This is a genomic window from Oligoflexia bacterium, assembly GCA_035326705.1.
In the GTDB taxonomy this organism is placed as follows: domain Bacteria; phylum Bdellovibrionota_G; class JALEGL01; order JALEGL01; family JALEGL01; genus JALEGL01.
Genome location: DAOLES010000003.1, coordinates 276,965 through 296,488 on the forward strand (window position 1 = coordinate 276,965; position 19,524 = coordinate 296,488).

16 protein-coding genes are annotated in these 19,524 nt (G+C 37.6%); 10 read left to right on the forward strand and 6 right to left on the reverse strand.

Annotation, left to right across the window (positions count from 1 at the left end; genetic code table 11):
* Positions 1 to 17: 17 nt before the first annotated feature.
* Entirely contained in the window at positions 18 to 1,223 is a 1,206-nt protein-coding gene (locus PKC21_06285; GenBank protein ID HMR24943.1) for a Do family serine endopeptidase, read from the forward strand.
* A 72-nt stretch (positions 1,224 to 1,295) separates the two neighbouring features.
* Here the strand turns inward: PKC21_06285 and PKC21_06290 are convergent, their stop codons facing one another.
* The 6 genes from PKC21_06290 to PKC21_06315 all read right to left on the reverse strand — a co-directional run bounded on the left by PKC21_06290 (position 1,296) and on the right by PKC21_06315 (position 10,768).
* On the reverse strand, positions 1,296 to 3,692 hold the full coding sequence (locus PKC21_06290; GenBank protein HMR24944.1) for an ATP-binding protein: 2,397 nt from the start codon (positions 3,690 to 3,692) through the stop codon (positions 1,296 to 1,298).
* 59 nt (positions 3,693 to 3,751) lie between these two features.
* Positions 3,752 to 5,284 carry a M20/M25/M40 family metallo-hydrolase gene (locus PKC21_06295; protein ID HMR24945.1) on the reverse strand — a complete coding sequence of 511 codons (1,533 nt, stop codon included), beginning with the start codon at positions 5,282 to 5,284 and terminating at the stop codon, positions 3,752 to 3,754.
* Between the two features lie 125 nt (positions 5,285 to 5,409).
* Positions 5,410 to 6,060: a hypothetical protein gene (locus tag PKC21_06300; protein ID HMR24946.1), complete on the reverse strand. Its 651-nt coding sequence runs from the start codon at positions 6,058 to 6,060 to the stop codon at positions 5,410 to 5,412.
* A 168-nt stretch (positions 6,061 to 6,228) separates the two neighbouring features.
* Entirely contained in the window at positions 6,229 to 7,638 is a 1,410-nt protein-coding gene (locus tag PKC21_06305; protein HMR24947.1) for a hypothetical protein, read from the reverse strand.
* A 399-nt stretch (positions 7,639 to 8,037) separates the two neighbouring features.
* Complete coding sequence (locus PKC21_06310; protein HMR24948.1) at positions 8,038 to 9,453, reverse strand: hypothetical protein; 1,416 nt, start codon at positions 9,451 to 9,453, stop codon at positions 8,038 to 8,040.
* A gap of 175 nt (positions 9,454 to 9,628) precedes the next feature.
* Entirely contained in the window at positions 9,629 to 10,768 is a 1,140-nt protein-coding gene (locus tag PKC21_06315; GenBank protein ID HMR24949.1) for a CpaF family protein, read from the reverse strand.
* A gap of 183 nt (positions 10,769 to 10,951) precedes the next feature.
* Between PKC21_06315 and PKC21_06320 the strand changes: the two genes are divergently transcribed.
* The 9 genes from PKC21_06320 to tsaB all read left to right on the forward strand — a co-directional run bounded on the left by PKC21_06320 (position 10,952) and on the right by tsaB (position 19,516).
* Positions 10,952 to 11,659, forward strand: coding sequence for a hypothetical protein (locus PKC21_06320; GenBank protein ID HMR24950.1), 708 nt, complete (start codon positions 10,952 to 10,954; stop codon positions 11,657 to 11,659).
* Between the two features lie 201 nt (positions 11,660 to 11,860).
* Entirely contained in the window at positions 11,861 to 12,781 is a 921-nt protein-coding gene (rpsB, locus tag PKC21_06325; protein ID HMR24951.1) for a 30S ribosomal protein S2, read from the forward strand.
* A 4-nt stretch (positions 12,782 to 12,785) separates the two neighbouring features.
* On the forward strand, positions 12,786 to 13,418 hold the full coding sequence (gene tsf, locus PKC21_06330) for a translation elongation factor Ts (protein ID HMR24952.1): 633 nt from the start codon (positions 12,786 to 12,788) through the stop codon (positions 13,416 to 13,418).
* 223 nt (positions 13,419 to 13,641) lie between these two features.
* Positions 13,642 to 14,361, forward strand: a complete 720-nt coding sequence (pyrH, locus tag PKC21_06335; protein ID HMR24953.1) for a UMP kinase — start codon at positions 13,642 to 13,644, stop codon at positions 14,359 to 14,361.
* A 26-nt stretch (positions 14,362 to 14,387) separates the two neighbouring features.
* Positions 14,388 to 14,942 (forward strand): ribosome recycling factor, encoded by a 555-nt coding sequence (gene frr, locus PKC21_06340; protein ID HMR24954.1) that lies wholly within the window; start codon positions 14,388 to 14,390, stop codon positions 14,940 to 14,942.
* Positions 14,943 to 14,961: 19 nt separating this feature from the next.
* Positions 14,962 to 15,753: an isoprenyl transferase gene (locus tag PKC21_06345; protein ID HMR24955.1), complete on the forward strand. Its 792-nt coding sequence runs from the start codon at positions 14,962 to 14,964 to the stop codon at positions 15,751 to 15,753.
* Positions 15,750 to 16,919, forward strand: a complete 1,170-nt coding sequence (gene dxr / locus PKC21_06350; GenBank protein ID HMR24956.1) for a 1-deoxy-D-xylulose-5-phosphate reductoisomerase — start codon at positions 15,750 to 15,752, stop codon at positions 16,917 to 16,919. The genes PKC21_06345 and dxr overlap by 4 nt, the downstream gene beginning before the upstream one ends.
* Before the next feature lie 201 nt (positions 16,920 to 17,120).
* Positions 17,121 to 18,797, forward strand: a complete 1,677-nt coding sequence (gene rseP / locus PKC21_06355; protein HMR24957.1) for an RIP metalloprotease RseP — start codon at positions 17,121 to 17,123, stop codon at positions 18,795 to 18,797.
* A 26-nt stretch (positions 18,798 to 18,823) separates the two neighbouring features.
* A complete protein-coding gene (gene tsaB / locus PKC21_06360) occupies positions 18,824 to 19,516 on the forward strand; it encodes a tRNA (adenosine(37)-N6)-threonylcarbamoyltransferase complex dimerization subunit type 1 TsaB (GenBank protein HMR24958.1) in 693 nt (230 codons plus the stop codon).
* The last annotated feature ends 8 nt before the right edge of the window (positions 19,517 to 19,524 follow it).

Genomic DNA, 19,524 nt, shown 5'->3' on the forward strand with positions numbered 1-19,524 from the left:
TTGCCCAAGGAGTAGCCATGAAAAATATTCTTTTAGTCATTTCAACCATTATTATCACCTTGTTTGCCCATCAAACATACTTACACTCAAAAACCAATGACTCAAATCTAGGGCAACCGGTTGCTCAACAAAACACGATTAACCCTTTGCTATCACAATACATTGCAACAAAACCTAATCTTTTTTCTGAAATCGCTGAAAACAGTGTCAACAGTATTGTCAATATTGCTTCTACGAAAATTATTCGTTATCGCAACCGATCACCTTTTTTTAATGATCCTTTTTTTGAACATTTTTTTGGTCGTGGTCAAAATCCATTTGGTGTTCCTCAAGAGCGTAGACAACAAAGTTTAGGCTCAGGGGTTATTGTCAGCGCTGAAGGCCATATCTTGACCAATAACCATGTGGTTGCCAATTCAGATGAAATTACCGTACGTTTAACTGATCAATCAGAACATAAAGCAAGTGTTGTTGGCACTGACCCACACACGGACCTTGCTTTAATTAAAATCAAACTCCCAGAAAACTTTAAACCTTTGCCATTAGGTAATTCAGATAATTTACGCTTGGCTGAAACTGTTTTAGCCATTGGTAGTCCTTTTGGCTTAGGTGGAACTGTCACTATGGGAATTGTCAGTGCCAAAGGTCGAGCCAATGTGGGTATTGTTGACTATGAAGACTTTATCCAAACTGATGCTGCCATCAATCCTGGAAACTCAGGAGGTGCTTTACTTAATCTTAATGGTGAATTGATAGGCATTAATACTGCTATTTATTCTAAAAGTGGTGGTTATCAAGGTATTGGCTTTGCTATACCCATTAATATGGCCAAGTATGTTATGGAACAATTGATTAAACATGGAAAAGTTGAGCGCGGATGGTTGGGCCTGCATTACCAAGACATTACAGCTGACATTGCAAAAGCATTAAAACTTGAAAAATCTTCTGGAGTGATTGTAAGAGCGTTGTTTGAAAACGGTCCAGCAGCAAAAGCTGGTTTTAACCCGGGTGATGTTATTGTAAAATACAACAATAAAACTTTAAAAAACTCAGGTCACTTAAGCAAATTACTTTCTGAAACCCCTGTAAACAGCAGTATTAAATTTGATATTTTACGTGATGGTAAAAATAAAACCATATCCAGTAAGCTTATGCCGTTACCAGAATCTTACAAAGATCAACGCCAGAACTTATATCAACAAGGTCCAAGACGAAGCAGATAAAACAAAACCTATCTATGAATTAAGTAATAGATAGGTTTTTTAATCATTATTAATCAAGTGATACTTATAAAATTAAAGCGCTATGACTTTATCTAAGTTAAAACGTTTTTGTGCGTAGGCCATTAATTTTTGTCGGACTTTTTCGTTTACGCTTCCTGCAGGAAAGGTTTTATCTTTATTAATTTTTCCCGCCGTTTCACCTGTCAACAACTCAACGGCTTCATCCAAATGTTTTACAGCATAAATTGCAAATTTTTTATTTTTAATAGCCTCAACCACATCTTTTCTTAACATTAAGTTTTTAACATTTGCGTCTGGAATAATTACCGCATGTTCACCATTGAGCCCACGTTGTTCACATATATCAAAAAAACCTTCTATTTTTTCATTCACACCACCAATGGCTTGTACATCACCATTTTGATTAATAGAGCCTGTTACAGCAAAGGTTTGTTTAATGGGGACTTCAGACAATGATGAAATTAAAGCGCATAACTCTGCCGTTGAAGCACTATCACCATCAATCATGCCATAAGACTGTTCAAAAGCAATACTTGCAGACAAAGATAAAGGTAAATCCTGCGAGTACCTGGACGCTAACAATTGCGTAATAATCATTACGCCTTTGGTATGTATTGATCCACCTAGCTCTGCTTCACGTTCAATATCAACCACCTGTCCTTTGCCCATGGAGCTGGTCACAGATATTTTAGTAGGTTGTCCAAAAGCAAAGTGCCCAATACTTATCACTGACAAACCATTGATCTGCCCAACTTTTTTTCCTTTGGTATCAATTAGCTTAGTACCTTCAATAATACTGTCTTGCATTCTGTCTCTAATTCTTGCAACACGATGTATTTGCGTATCTATGGCTTGTTGTATTTCTTCTTTTGCTATTATTTTCTTTTTATCTTTACGAGCCCAATAATCTGCTTCTCTTAAAATATCTGCCACATGCAAAATATTGGCTGAAAGTTTACGGTGATCATCAATTAAACGGTGACTTTGTTCTATCACTCGTGCAACTGCACAGGCTGTCAACGGTAACATATTTTCTTTACGAGCCATCGTTGCTAACAAACGACTGTATTGTTTAATATTCCCTGTGCTTGCAGGAATTTGATCTTCAAAGTCCACAGCCACTTTAAACAACTCATTAAATTCAGGATCCAACTGACTGAGCATGTAATACATTTGCCTATCTCCAATCAGAATAACTTTAATGGACAAAGGAATTGTTTCTGGTTGTAAGGTCACGGTGGTTGCCATATGGTACACTTGGTTTAAGGATTCAATACGGATTTCTTTGGTTCTTAAAATCCGTTTTAAACTTTCCCATCCCAAAGGCTGCATCAAAATTTTATGCGCATCCAAAACCAAATAACCGCCATTGGCTCTATGCAATGCTCCGGCTTTAATATAATGAAAATCCGTTATAAAACTTCCCATTTGCGGTTTAAGCTCTATACGCCCAACCAAGTTTGGATAAGTGGGATGACTTTCATAAACCACTGGCGCACCCTTGGTTTTACTATGATCTACAATGACATTGACATCATAAATCCTAAAAGAAAGTTTTTCTTCTTCATCGGCTGCCTGCTCTTCACCAGCTTCAATATCCTTATGTAAAAAGTCATCTATGTTTTCAATAATGTTTTCTTTAACATCTTTTAAGTACTGAATAACTTGGTCAAAGGCTTTGTGTTTTTTAGACAAGTCATCAAACAGGTACCCTACAGCCAATTCTGCTGTATCTTGATTTAGTTTCTTGAGCGATTGCCTAATTTCTTTTCTGGCTTTAGGTAAATCTTGCAACAGTTCTTTTAATCTTTGTTGCAATTTTTCTATGGCTTTTTCATATTTATTTCTTTGGGTTTTTGGCAAAGATTCAAATTCTTCAGCTGACACCACTTTGTTGTCTTTTTTTGGTGCAAAAACAAATCCGGTTTGGGTTTCCATTAACGCAATCCCTTGTTTTTCACTGTCTTCTTCAAGTACTTTAAATTTATCTCTGCGTTTTTTACGGAAAAATTCTTCTATATCCATTTTTCTACGTCGGTATGCTTCATCATCAAACGCTGCAGGAATTACCACTTTAAGATCTTTTACAGCTTGATGCATATCTGCTTTTAATTTTTTACCCAAACCCGGAGGTAACAATAAAGCTTTAGGTTGATCAGGCTCATCAAAATTATGCACATAACAACAGTCCATGGGGGTTTCTTGTTCTTTACACACTTTATCCAAATAGCGATTAACCACGGAGTGTCTACCTGTGCCAGCGTTTCCAAGTACAAATAAGTTAAAACCTTTGCGTTGGATACCCACGCCAAAACCAAGAGCTTCAATGGCACGTTTTTGCCCCAAAAACTCTTTTAAATCTTTTAAATCATCGGTGGTTTTAAAGCCGAGTTTTTTTTCATCACAGGATTGATATAAATCTTTGATTTGAACTTGATTGTTTGGCATGAGATATACAATAAATCATCCCATGTTTCTTGTGAAGTTCTAAGAGATTTAAAAAAAAATTATGATCGCTTTGTTTGTACAAAATTAAATAAAGTTAAAGCAAACAACATTAACAACAATGCAAAACCTTCACTTGCACTTTGTTGCTGACATGCTGAGATTGCTAAATTAGATTGTATGCTAGGAGCATTATCATAGAGCGGTGGGTTTTGTTCTGGCGGAGTTGTATCTGGAGTAGGAACCGGAGTGGGTGTTGGATTTGTTGTTTGATACGGAACAGCAAGCGTTGCAACAGTGGCTACTGTTGCTTGAGTAATAGCCTTGGCTAGGTTTGAGTTATTATAAGACTGACCAATGGTGTCACCCGTTGAGTGAATAAAATTAGAGTGGGCATTGCTGTCTTCAAAAAAGAACACTGCTGGATAACCTTCATTCCAAAACGACTTATGATCACTGCTGGCACCTGGAGGCAAAGAGCCTTCAACAACCGGTAAGTTTGGAACATAGGCTTCAATGGTTGTTTTTGCCAAATTGTACAAGGCTTGACTCCCTGTATTCTTAACAATGTCTAAATCAAAGGCATCCCCTGCTTGTAAGTAACCAATCATATCTAAATTAATCATGGCAATCACATTTTCATTTTCATCATTAAGATGTCCTGCATAAGACTTGCTTCCCAACAAACCATATTCTTCTGAAGCAAAGGCTGCAAAAATAATTGTTTTTTCAAAATCATACTGTGAAAGAATTCTTGCTGCTTCTAAAACACCTGCTGTTCCTGAGGCATTATCATCTGCTCCGGGTGCAAAGGTATCTCCACCAAAACCACTTAAAATAGAATCATAATGTCCACCAACAACAATAATTTCATCTGGATGGGTCATACCTGGATATACAGCAATAATATTATCATGATGTGTGGGTTGATTATCCACCGGAAACAAAGAAACATCTGTGATGCCCAAGGCAGCGTATTGTCCTCTTACCCATTCCTGTGCTGAAAGCCCACCCTGCGTGTTGGCTTTTCTAGTACCAAAGTTAACCAAATCTTGAACCGTTTGATCTATGGCATTGCTATCCACTTGTGCTACCATTTCTTCAATTTGTTGGTCATTCACAAAAACTTGCGTACTGTACAAAGCGTCACTGGCAATAGGCTTTTCTAAATCGCTGTTAAGTTCTTCAATATGATAGCCTAGATCCACCAAAAAAAAGGCTTGATCTTGTGTTGCCTTTAACAACAAGCTATCACTGGCTTCAAGCACAATATCAAAGTTACTGTACAAAACATTGAGATTATGTGCCTTCAAATGACTGATAATCCAAAACCTACCCAAACCTGAGAAAACGGTGGCTTGCAAATCTAATGCATCACACACTTTTTGTGAGTCCTGATTCCATTCTATGATGATATAATCCTCTAACCAACCTCTGATAGGGAGTTTTTTTGCCCAATATTGTTGATCTGGAAAAGAAACTTTAACCGCCGCCAACTGAGGAGAAACATTGAAGTAAGAAATATGCGCAGCTTCTAACTGTTGAGCCTGAATCATAACTGCTATTGCAAGCGTTATAAGTAGTTTACGAAACATACTCTATAATTAAGCACGTTTTATGCCTAAAAAAACTTAGCTTTACTTAAATAATTACAAATACTTATATTATCATAACTGATACATTTTTTGCACTACTGCAAAAAATGCATAGTTAGTGACACTCAACTTTGATCATCAAAAAATCTTTTTTGTCGTTGTTTTTGTAAGATATTTTGCCACTGACTTTTGATAACATCTGTCCCTAAAAATAAAATATAGGGCGAGATAACAATTAACAAACTTAATTTTGTTGTGGTTGATCCCATAATCATTTGCCATAATAAAAAAGCTCCGGCCAAGATAGCCAGCCACTTGGCTTTGACTTTTAAAATAAAGTACAAATAAAACTCAATATCAGGAAACAAAGTACCAAACGCCAAAGATACATTGAGCGTGACGTAATACCAAATTGGAATGTATTGATTAAAAACAAAGCCCGCCGTTACGCCTGCAATATAACTTAAAACCACAAACAAACTTAAAGTATTCTCGCCCCAAATACCTTCTAAAGCATCTACTATATAATAAACGTACAATACATAGAAAATCAGCCAAAACATGCTTTGCATGCTTGATGGCAAAGCCAAAAGACGCCAATACTCACCCATTTTAATCAGGCTGGGATCAAACATATAATAATGCCTAGGATAGCCCATGGACTCCAACAACAAACCAATGATAGGAAGCGCAGCCAAAATAATGGATAAATAGGGGATACTTAACCAAGAAAAGTATTGGTTTAAAAAACGGACAAAAGCATTGTTTCTGTGCATGCTTGGTCTTCTACAATGTCTCAATCAATAACTCAAGTTACAAACCCCTAGGATAAAGGAAATACACCTGTTTAAAATGTCAAACAACATCAATATAAAAATAAAAAAGCCAGACTTAAAGTCTGGCTTTTTTAGGAGATTAAACGCTTTTATATTTTAGAACTATCCTTATGAACAGTTGCCCTCATCTAAAATATAAACGGCTTGTACATTGGTCACTTGGTTATGCGGTGATGTAATTCTAAACCGAGTGTTGCTCACTTCTGTAATATTAGCTTGGTTAATCGCTTGTCCGTCACCACTTACAGATAAACTGCCAGGACAGCGTGCTTGTGTATCAAAAATTTGTTGATACTGTGCCACTGTACTTAATGTTTGTGCCAACACATCAAATTCACTGACAAAAGCGGGTATATTTGGCGTTCCTAACAGATGCTTGATAGGCACTTGGAAGTCTTCCAAGTTACTATGAAATTCTTTAACCATTTCCATTTCTGCTACCGCAATGTTTGAGTGCGATCCTGGACCTGGCTCACCTGGGCCACCTTGGCTAGAATGACCCACTGAAATAAAACCACCGGGTAATGCACCAAAGAATGTTCTAAAAATATCTTGGTAATCTTCAATGGTACGGTTGATATCCCAGTTACCGGTAACTGAGTTAAAGTCAGCAAATGCCATCCCTGTTCGTGTATCCCATGGATCTTCTTCATAAACAGTAGACTGTGAATACAAATTGTTATCTTTGTTACCAAAAACAACAGGGTCTCCTGCATTGTAGGAACCATTGTCACTAGAGTTATTGGTACATGATGCGTTACCATTGTTGTTGCGAACACACGGCACATCTTTTGGACGCAAAATCGGTGAAGTTTCATCGCCTGCTAAAACAAAATACAATTGTTGTTCAGGGCGCAAACACTCTCCAGCGTTAACCAATGGATTTAATATCTCAGGTTTGGTTAATAAGGCAGCCGCAGATTCAATCAAGGACTCTCCAACACCTAAAAGTTCTGACTCAATTTGCGCAGCATTGGCTTTTACTTGGTTAACCAGTGCACTGACTGAACCATATTCATTCACACAAACACATTTATTGTCCATACTGTTATTGGATGAAATTGGTACACCTGCAGGGTTATCTAAAACCAAGCCATTGGCCAGTGTGACACGTGATGCACTTGCTGAAATTGGAAAATCAGGATTGTTTGGGTTATCAGCATAGCCTCCTAAAATCATAAAACAGGCATCAATATTTTGATTGCCAAAGTATTCAACCACTTTTGGAATACCTTCTTCAATTAAAGTTTCTCGCCCATCTTCAAATGACCCTGAAGCATCTAGAACAAAGGCAATCACTGCGGAACTTTGATCCAACTGATTATTGGTCCACGTATCTGTAACTTGCGTCTGACCATTCCCTAAATCCTCTGTGTCCGTAATATCAGCTTCAACAATGCCATTTCTGGTTAATAAACCAAAAGGGGAAGGGTTTTCACCTAAAATCTCACAATTGTACATGCTGGCACTGAGCGTTAGACCTATCACCAGCATTCCTATTCTTTTTTTGATGTCCATAACTTAATCTCCTCAATAAAAACAAAGCTTATAAGCTCTTGATTTTATGTGTTTTTGCACAAGGCATGTCGCATTTGGGCAAAAATACGGCACTTTCATGCTTTAGCCGTAAAAGCAGCAATTTATGTGCCAAACGTAAATACTTGATTTTATTAATGCTGTTTTTAGCTCTTGTAAACAAAAGTGAGCGCCAACTCAGCAAACCTAATATAATCAAGCACTTATTTTATGCAATTTTTAGGCAATTTGCACCTTTTTGCACACCACCGCAGCCATCTACCCGTGTAAAAAGGCTTCTAATGTATTTAATAATTATACAGCACCCATGCAGCTTTTATGAGCTTACAACAAGTGACAATAACAAGCTACCTTAAAAAGTTTTATCAAAATCCTTAATGTTTAGTCACAAGACCCTGCACCTGTGTTTAAAGCATACTCAATGGTTACTTCTGTTCCTTGATTATGTGGAGATTTAATGGTCACCCGAGTAGGAGAGAGTTCAATGTATTTTGAATCTTCCAAAGTCACTCCATCTACTTTTACAACTGTTGTCCCTGGACAACGTGATTGTGTATCAAAAATATTAAGATAAGAAGCATCTGATTTTAACTGCTCTGCTAAATTATTAAATGCTGCTGAAAAAGCGCTCTCATTGAAGTCTGTCGCATACTCCATAGGAATATGGTAGGCCCCACTGTCAGAAAAACGTTCTGACAAAGCCAACTCTGCATAGGCTGGAGATTCATAGGTATTCCAAGCATAACCCGATTGATCATAACCCACAGTTGCCCAGAAAAATGGCAAAGTCCCAGCAAAGGCTCTTAAATCAGCTTCAACTGAATCAATTGTATCATTCATTTCCCAAGTATTGGTCACACTGTTGTATGTTGAAGATAACATTGCACCTACGGTGTCTCCAGCATACTCACGAGATGTATCCGAACCACAATCCGCATCAAAATTAAAATTACTGGTAATCTCATCCAAATCCCAATATTCCCAAGTGTATCGAGTATTGGGTTGGCTGATTGCAGATGGATCTACCGCATTTTGTGCTAAACTATAATCTTTTGGACACAGGGTATAATCTGTTTCATCCGACATACTCACCACAATAATTGTATGGTCATTGCCAAAACATTTGCCAGTATTAACAATAGGGTTAATCAATGATGGTGTTGTAAATAAAGTTTTAACTGAATTAACCATGGCTTCACCCGCACCCACCTTCTGAGACAAATTGTCATTTGCAGGTCTAAGGGCAAAGTTGGCTTTTACTGCATTAACAACGCCTTGCGTGGTAGCGTAATCATTTACTGATACACAAGCCTGATCTAAATTGTTGGGTGGCCAAATCTTCCCTGCAGGATCGTTCACCACCATACCATTGGATAAGGTAACTCTATTGGTAACTGTTTGTGTTCCATTGTTGTATCCAGAGTAAGGCGCATGGTTGGTAAAGCCTCCCGTTACAGCAAAATAGGTTTCAAATTCACTGGCAAATCGCTCAACCAAAGCTTTTATTCCTTTATCTGCAAGAAATTCTACTTCATCATCTAAAGATCCAGACGCATCCACTGTAATGAGGATCGTTGCTTTTTTGGCAATTTCTTGCAAGTTTTGCCAGGTGTCAATTACAGTAATACTCCCATCTGGGTTTTGGGTTTCATCTGTTAGATCTGCTTGTGAAGTACTGTTACGGCTTAAAAAACCAAAGCTGGATGAATTTTCATTTAAACAACTCACCATGGCCATTGATAGAGCAACACATGTTCCCCCAAATACCAAACGTTTTATCCATTGATTGTATTTCATAATATAGTATTCCTTTATTGTTTAAGCGTATACCTGCAACGCATGATCTGCTTCCTCCTTTATCATTAATCTGACCAAATTTAAAATATTTTTAAACGGGCTTTTTCTCGGTCCTATTTCTCTGTATGTTATTGGTTTTCTTTGCCTATGAAAGGTTCAATGGCACAGATAGTGACTAATTTTTTTGCGTTGTTTTTGGAGCTGAAAACATTTTTTTATCAATATCATAGCCCATTTCTAAGGCTTTATTAAAGAAACTGGGTAAAATACCTGTTGCTACGTGTTCATATTCAACTTGTTCTAGTTTGCTGTTTGTTGGTTTGTTTTGAGTTTTTTTATCTTGCTTAACGCGTAAGACATACAGGTCTTGAATATTGACTTCTGCCTGCTCTTTCATTCTTAACACTTCTGAAATAGCAATAATTTTTCTTTGTCCATTTTGTAAACGCGTGGTTTGAATAATGATATCTAAAGCTGAACAAATTTGTCCTCGTATTGCCTGAATGGGCATATTAACATCTGACATCATAGCCAAAGTTTCTAAACGGCCTATAGCTCCTAAAGGTGAGTTGGCGTGAATGGTGGCCATAGAACCACCATGCCCAGTGTTTATGGCTTGAATTAAATCCATGCCTTCTGCTCCTCTCACTTCTCCAACCACAATTCTATCAGGTCGCATTCTTAAGGAAGCTTTAACCAAATCGCGCATGCTTACTGCTCCTTCTCCCTGACTGTCAGCAGCCTTTGTTTCTAGAGATAGCACATGCTCTTGTCTGAGTTGCAACTCAGCAGCATCTTCAATCACAACAATTCTATCCTGTGGAGGAATGAGTGAGGACACAACATTAAGTAACGTTGTCTTACCTGAAGATGTACCTCCTGACACAATAATATTTTTAGCCATTTGTACAACCAGGTTTAAAAACTTAGCCATATCAACATTCAAAGCACCTTTTTCTACCAATTGGCGCAAACTCATTTTTTCTTCTTGAAATTTTCTTATGGTTAAATAGGGTCCCGTCCTAGCACTGGGGGATAAAACCACATGCACCCGTGAACCATCCTCTAATCTTGCATCCATAATTGGGGTTTGCTCATTGATAATTTTACCCACCATCTGACCAATTCTACGTATGGCGGCCATCAATTCATCTACATCTTTAAAGCGTGCTTGAGTTTTCAGTATTTTACCATGTCGCTCAATAAAAATATGCTCTGGTCCATTAACCATAATTTCAGCAATATCTGGATCTTCTAAAAATGCTTTGATGGGTCCTAAAAAACTGGCCGTTGCTTCAGAAAAAAAATCTGACATAGGTTTTAGTGTAACATATTACTTAGAGTGGAAAGTACTATAAATTTATTTATGGTACTTTTCTTACTCAAGTTAGTTTGCGGGCGCAATATGTTATAACACATATTGCGCCCAGTAATAGTTTATTGAATGGAGAAGTCATTTTTAATTGATTATTCTTAAAGTTTGCGGCAGGTTTAAGTCATGCGATATTTTATGTTTCTTATCTTAAGCTGTGGTTTATTGTCTTCATGCATGCTAAAAAGTCAACATGACGCCAGCATTGCAGAATACCAAAAACGTGCTGAAAACAGCCAAGAACTTCAACAAGAAAATACAACGCTAAAACAACAAGTGTCTGACTTAGAGTTACGCAACCAGGACCTTTCTACTTTAAACCAACAATTGGTCATAAAAAACAAACAACTGACAGAAAATCAATTCAATCAAAAAAATCAAAGTCTAGAAGAACTTAGGAAAAACCAACAAAGCAAACAAACCTACCTTGCTATTTATGACCAGTTGGTCAAAAAAATAAACCAAAGTAAGTTAATTTTAAATGATAGCTATGTAGGCATTAAAATCGAACGCAATCAGTTATTTGCCAACACAAAACCCAACCTATCTTCCTCTGGCGAAAGCTTTTTACAACAGATTATCCAAGTTTTACCTAGCCAATTACGCTTCTCAATTGAAGTTGATTACCAAGATAAAGACCAAAACATTAAACGTGGTTTAGAAAAAACCTATGTTTCTCATCTTAGTTTAAAAGCTTTTGAAGCTGCGCTCATCGCTCACTATTTTACCAAAGCCACCCCCATTGAGTCTCTTGCCGTCCAAACAACCGTGAGCTCAGCCATGATCAATAACACAGATGAAACTTTTATTCTTAAAATCAGCCAGATCCCTTAAATCTTGGCTTTGCACTTGACAAAGCTGTGTACATTCAATATATGTCCGCACATTATGAATGACACACACCGTTTGCGAGTCATTGTTTAATAAAACATTACTCAGGCCTTAGGTGCCTTTTTAAAAGGTTATTGGGTCAAACATGTAAAAAAAACATGTTTCTAAAACGGTGGAGGATTAACCTAAAACAAAGGAAGTGATATGTCTTTATCCGTTAAGGCCCTCTTAGAGGCAGGTGCGCATTACGGCCACCAAACCCGTCGTTGGAACCCAAAAATGAAAGATTATATTTTTGGAGCACGCAATGGCATTTACATCATCAATTTAGAAAAAACCGCCACCCAATGGAAACAAGCTCGTAAAGCAATTTTAGATACTGTTGCCAATGGTAAACATGTGATTTTTGTGGGTACCAAGCCACAAGCTCAAGAAATTATTCAAGAAGAAGCCACCCGTGCGGGTCAATATTTTGTCAATCGCAGATGGTTGGGTGGTATGTTAACCAACTTTGAAACCATTAAAACCAGAATTAAGCGCATGGATGAAATCCAAGAAATTCAAGCGTCTAAAACACAAGTATTAAGCAAAAAAGATCGTGTTGATCTAGATAAAGAATATCAAAAGCTTGAAAAAAGTTTAAGTGGCATCCGTGAAATGAAAAAAACACCTGGCTTGATGTTTGTTGTTGATCCAAAAAAAGAACACATTGCTATTAAAGAAGCCAATAACCTTAACATTCCGGTGATTGCAATCACTGACACAAATTGTGATCCAGCTGGCATTGATTATGTGGTTCCTTCTAATGACGATGCGTTAAAATCTATTCGTATCTTTTTAGAAGATGCTGCTAATGCATGTTTAGAAGGCAGTAAAAATCTTGAGAAAAACATTCAATCTTCAAGCGCAAAAAAAACTGAAGCTTCTACAAATACAGACGTAAAAAAAGAAACTACCCCAGTAGAACCTCTAAAAGCCAGTGCTCCTGCTAAGCAAGAGCCTACAAAAGAAGCTGCTGCAGATAAAAAGGAACCTGCAAAAAAAGCCAGTGCTAAAAAAACTACGGCAAAGAAAACAACTAAAAAAACAACTGCTAAAAAAACAACCAAAAAAGACGGAGAGTAAGACTATGAGTATCAACATGGAACAAATCAAAAATCTTAGAGAAATGACAGGTGCAGGCATTGCGGATTGTAAAAAAGCTTTGTCTGAATCAGAGGGTTCTATTGATAAAGCTGTGGACTATCTACGTAAAAAAGGTTTAGCAACCGCTGCAAAAAAAGCTAACAGAGCAGCCAAAGAAGGCCAAATCACATCCTATATTCACGGTGCTGGCAATATTGGCGTTTTGGTTGAAATCAACTGTGAAACTGATTTTGTTGCTAGAACAGATGACTTTCAAGCTTTATGCAAAGATGTTGCAATGCATATCGCAGCCGCAGCGCCAAGCCATGTTAAACGTGAGGAAGTTCCTAACGAGTGGGTTGAGCGTGAGAAAGAAGTAGTTGCCACTCAAGCTAAAAACTCTGGCAAACCAGAGCAGTTTATTGAAAAAATCATCACTGGTCGTATGGATAAGTTTTTTGCTGAGACCTGTCTTTTAGAACAGAGCTTTGTTAAAGATCCAGAGGTCACCATCAATGAGTTGTTACAACAGTCTATTGCCAAAATGGGTGAGAACATTACCATAGCTCGGTTTTCTCGCTTTGTTTTAGGTGAAACAGCAAAACCACAAACTGAAGAAGAAGAACAAGAATCTTAATTGGTTTATTTTTAGGTAGAAATCACAAAACGAACAATGCGAGCATGTAATGTAACTATAGCGGAAAAGAGGTTTTATACCGAATTTTCGCAGAGTGGGATGAATTTGGCCAAGACCGCGTCTTGGCCAAAGAAGGTGGGACCTATCCCCCCTTGCTTGAAAATAGTTATTGATTCTTGTTCTTGTATTGACCAATTGTTTTTGCCAGCGTAGTCTCTTGCCAATGAATCATCAATACAAAAGAGTGCTCTTAAAACTTAGCGGTGAAGCCTTATGCGATGAAAATGGCTATGGCATAAGTCCTTCTATTTTATCTCGTTTATCACAAGAAATAAAAGAAGTGATGTCTACTGGGGTTGAGTTAGCCATTGTTATTGGTGGCGGTAATATTTTTAGAGGCGTGGCTGGCGCATCTAAAGGCATGGATAGAGCTTCAGCTGATTATATGGGTATGCTAGCCACAACGATTAACGCACTTGCTCTACAAGATGCTTTAGAGGCGCAAAATGTAAAAACAAGAGTTTTAAGTGCTATTTCTATGCAACAAATTGCTGAACCCTATATTAGACGTAGAGCAACAAGACACTTAGAAAAAGGCCGTGTTGTTATTTTTGCAGCTGGGATTGGTAGCCCATTTTTTACAACCGATACAACTGCATCCTTAAGGGCTATGGAAATCAACGCCGATGTTATCTTAAAAGCAACGCGTGTAGATGGTGTGTTTGATAAAGATCCTTTAAAACACAGCGATGCAGAAAAATTTGATACCTTGAGCTACCTTGAGGTTTTACAAAAAGGTTTAAAGGTCATGGACTCAACAGCGACCTCATTGTGCATGGACAATAAAATGCCAATTATTGTGTTTAATATGATGAAAGAAGGGAATATCCTAAAAGCCATCGCCGGTGAAGATATTGGAACAACTGTATCAAATGCAAGTTAAGAGGAACAAGATATAAGGAGATTACAATGCAACAATTGATTCAGCAACTCAATGAAAAGTGGGACAAAGCTATATCTGCTTTTGAAAATGATTTAAGCAAAGTCAGAACTGGTCGCGCCAATCCTGGTATGCTTGATATTATTAAAGTGGATTACTACGGAACTCCCACCCCCATTGCACAAATGGCTTCGATTACCGCCCCTGATGCTAAAACACTTGTGGTTCAACCTTGGGACCAAAGTGCCTTGGCCATGATAGAGAAATCCATTCAATCATCCAACTTAGGCTTTACCCCGCAGAATGATGGTAAAATTATTCGTATCCCTATTCCTGCCTTAACAGAAGAGAGACGAAAAGAGTTTGTTAAATTGGTAGGAAAACATGCTGAAGATGCAAAAATTGCCATCAGAAACATTCGTCGCAATGGTATGGATGAACTGAAAAAAGCCGAAAAAGACAAAGAAATCTCAGAAGATGAGCATAAACGCTTTCAAGTTGACATTCAGGAAAAAACGGACTCCAATATCAAAAAAATTGATACCTTGGCTGAGGTCAAATCAAAAGAAATTTTGGCCATATAATTTATGATACTTTTGCCTTATGTGGCCTTTTAAAAAAAACTCTCTATCCAATAATGGTGAAACAGCACCTGATACAACGCACATTCAACACTTAGCTATCATTATGGATGGTAATGGTAGGTGGGCTAAAAAAAGAAGTCTGCCTAGAATTTTTGGCCACAGAAACAGTGTAGACACCACGGAGTCCATTATTGAAGCTTGTAGGTCGTTTAACATTCCCTACCTTACTTTGTATGCCTTTTCACAACAAAACTGGCAGCGTCCACAACAAGAGGTTAGTGGCCTTATGAACTTGTTGGAACAGTTTCTTAACAGCAAACTACAAAAAATGTTAGATAATGATATTGCCTTTAACACCATTGGTGACCAGCAGTTTTTACCTGAAAAAATTCAAACTTTGATTGAAAAAACCAAGCAAAAAACTCAAGAAAAAGCTAAGAACATTAAAATGACTTTAACACTTGCTTTAAGCTACGGTGGAAGAGAAGAGATTACGCGTGCGATTCAAAAATTGGGAAAAGATCTTCTTGAACAAAAAATTACTCTTAAGGATATTAACCAAAGCTGTATCGCAAGCTATTTGGATACGCATGATTTACCTGACCCAGATCTTATTATAAGAACCAGCGGTGAATACAGGAGTTCTAATTTTTTACCTTGGCAAAGTACTTACAGTGAATACTATTTTACTCCCACCCTGTGGCCGGATTTTTCGGTTGCAGAGCTGAAAAAAGCCATTGAAGCTTTTAATCAAAGAGAACGCAGATTTGGTGATAGCAAAGCTCATAAAACCCTGGAGGTTCAAGGATGAAGTCCATCTCTATTTTAGGTTCAACGGGGTCAGTGGGTGTATCCAGTCTTGACTTGATTGATAAAAACCCACACCAATTTAAAGTACTTGCTTTAGCTGGTGGCCATAATATTGATCTTCTTAGTCAACAATGCTTAAAATACAAACCCTTATTGGTTTCTTGTCTTGAAGAATCTGATTGTAAAACATTAAAACAACGTTGTTCAGATTTGAAACATACTGAATTTATGTCCGGTGAAGACGGTGCTTGCGCTGTTGCATCTATGAATCAAGCAGATTATGTTATCTCCGCTATTGTGGGTGCTGCTGGCCTCAAACCCACCATTGCCGCCATTAAATCCAATAAAACCGTTGCTTTAGCCAACAAAGAATCTTTAGTGGTTGCTGGAGCATATGTTAATGAAGTCTTAAAACAACACCCTAAAAGTAAACTTTTACCCGTTGACAGTGAACACAGTGCTATTTTTCAATGTTTGGAGAACAAAGAAGATCTATCATACAAAAATATTCGCAGAATTATTTTAACTGCTTCTGGAGGACCTTTCTTTTTACAAAAGAATAAAGATCTAAACACAGTAACTTTAGAAGAAGCTCTCAAACATCCCAACTGGTCCATGGGCAATAAAATTACCATAGATTCTGCCACTATGATGAATAAAGGTTTGGAAGCCATTGAAGCTTATTGGTTGTTTAATGTTCCAGCAGAAAAACTAGATATTGTTATTCATCCACAATCCATTGTTCACTCTATGGTAGAGTATATGGATGGCTCTATATTAGCACAATTGAGCAAGCCAGACATGAAAGGCCCTATTGCCTATGCTCTATCCTACCCAGATAGAATTGAACAGGCTGTAGAATATCTTGATTTTTCTAAATTATCTAAACTTGAGTTTTTTGCTCCTGACACAAAGCGTTTTCCGGCAACTGAGTTAGCCATGAATAGCCTTAAAGCTGGACCTGACTACCCTGCGGTACTCAATGGCGCCAATGAGGTGAGTGTTGACGCCTTTTTAAAGCAAAAAATTACATTTACTCAGATCACTGAAATCAACGAAACCGTTTTAAACTGTTATAATGGCCAGAAAGCTGTTAGTTTGGACGACTTCTTACAAGCGGATGCTTGGGGTAGACAAACTGCCCAAGCGTGTATAAATAGGATGTAGAAATTATATATAACCCTTGGAAGAAAGGCCATGTGCCGACTCTGACCTGGGTGGAAGGGCCGCAAGCGGCATAAGTTATACTAGATCATCGCAAGGCTTTGCCTTGCTCTTCACAAGTATAGCTTTAAATTGAACCAAAAGCGTATTTTGGTTAAAATAAAAAAGGGGGGAAGATCCCCCCTTAATCAAAAAGGAAGATGTATGTTTGCAAGTGTAGTCTTACCCATCGTTTTATTTGGTGGATTGGTTTTTTTCCATGAGCTTGGTCACTTCTTAGTGGCAAAAAAATGCGGTGTATATGTTGAACGTTTTGCCATTGGTTTTGGTCCAGCTATTTTCAAAAAGCAATGGGGTGAAACCGAATACGCATTATGTGCATTCCCTCTGGGTGGCTATGTTAAAATGCATGGTGAGGAAATGGAAGCCATTCAAGGCGATGTTAAAAAAGAATTGTCTGCAGATGATCCGCGCTCTTATATGAATCAACCGGTATGGAACCGCATTGCTATAGCATCCATGGGACCCATTTTTAATCTTATTTTACCTGTTTTTGTTTATGCTATTATTTTTTGGGTTGGAACAGATACTTTAAAACCTGTAATTGGTGATGTTGAGCCCGGTCAACCTGCTGCTGTTGCTGGTCTAAAAGCTGGTGATGAAATTGTTTCTATCAATGGTGAAGCCGTCAATACCTGGAATCACTTTGTTAATATTTTAAGAACTCAGGAAGCCGGAGATATTGATTTAACCTTTAAGCGCAATCAACGTCAGCAAAATATAACCGTCAAAGCTACGCGGTCAGAGGTTGAAAATGTATATGGAGAAAAAACACAAGCCTCACAAATTGGTGTGAGTTACTTACCCTTCTTACCTATTGTTGGTATTAGCAGTGAAGATAGCGCTGCTTACAAAGCTGGTTTGCGAACAGGTGATGAAATTACAAAAATTAATGAAAAAGATATTCAATATTGGTGGCAAGTAGAGCAGTTCTTTGATCAAGAGCTTAGTCAAAATATGACCTTGCAGGTTAAACGCTATAGCACTGAAGCTTTACAAAACAACAAGCTTGATCAAGCTGAAGAAAAAACCATTGCTTTGAATGGCAAATTTCTTTCTGCTGCACATGCTGGCATAGAAAATGGTCAGCTTTACATTAGATATGTATTGCCAGACAGTGTGGCTCAAGAAGCTGGTTTACAAGTGAATGATAAAGTTGTTAGCCTCAATGGTGAAGAGCTCAACACCTGGTCTCAATTTCATCAAGGCATTCAATCAGCAGAAGAAGCTTTAAAAATTGGTATTTTAAGAAATAATATTCCTCTTACTTTAACCGCACAACCACAAGTTGTTTCTGAAAAAGATGAACTCACCCAAGATAAAAAACAATTTAAACGCTTGGGTGTACAGTCAGCTGCTTTAACAGGTATGCCTGCTTTCTTTAAAGAGCGTTACACCAACCCCTTTAAAGCTTTGCATAAGGGGGTTGAGGAAACCATTAAGTTAACCGTTTTAACGGCTAAAGGTTTAGGTAAGCTATTTATGGGTAAATTGTCTATGAATTCATTGGGCGGCCCTATTTCTATTTTTTATCTTGCTGGAACTTCTTATAAAAAAGGCGGCTTTGACGCATTTTTTAGAATGATGGCCATGCTCAGCATCACTTTGGCTTTATTGAACTTACTTCCCATTCCCATGTTGGATGGTGGGCACTTGTTGTTCTTTTTCATTGAGGTGATCAAAGGTAGCCCAGTCTCAGAAAAAGTAGTACGCATTGGTCACACTTTAGGCTTTGCATTCATTATTGGTTTAATGATCTTAACCTTCTATGTTGACCTCAACCGCTTTTTATTTGATAGAATTAGAAGTTTGTTTAACTAGATAAATTTTTTAAGTTTAAGTTAAACATGTTGCATTTAATTCTTGATAGCAGCCAACCGTATACGCATTGGGTCTTAGCAAAAAACCAGGCTGTTCTAGGTGAAATTAAAAGTGAGCAGCGTTTTGATACTGCTGAACAAACCTTAATTTTACTGCAAAACTTGCTCAAAAAGCATGCTCTTGACTTAACTGATATTACTTCTTACGCTTATATTGCTGGCCCAGGCTCTTTTACAGGTCTTAGAATTGGTGCTGCCACCCTAAAAGCTTTATCCTTTTCAAACCATCAACAAAATATTGTTGCTCTAGATCCCTGTTATTTATTAGCGCAGCAATATGTATTGAATCAAGCAGAAAAACAAGACTGTTTATTGGTTCCTGTTATTGCTTCAAGAAAAAACCATTTTTACCATTGCACCTATGACTATACGCAGAAAAACTTAGCTTTAAAACAGGCTGTCTGTGAACAAGCAATGACTGAATTAAATAACGATTATTTTATGGAAGCTAAAAACAAACCTATCATTTTTTTAGGCCCTGACTGTACGCTTTTAAATGAACAGCCCTTTTTTCAACAGCATGATAATACTAACATGACTGCACAGACCTTAGCCTATTTTGCTTATCAAGAAATCATGGCAAACAACTTTGTTGATAAAGCCAGTTTTGGTCCAAATTATATTGTTCAAAGCGTTGCCAAACCCAAACACAACAGGTAAAAGGTGTC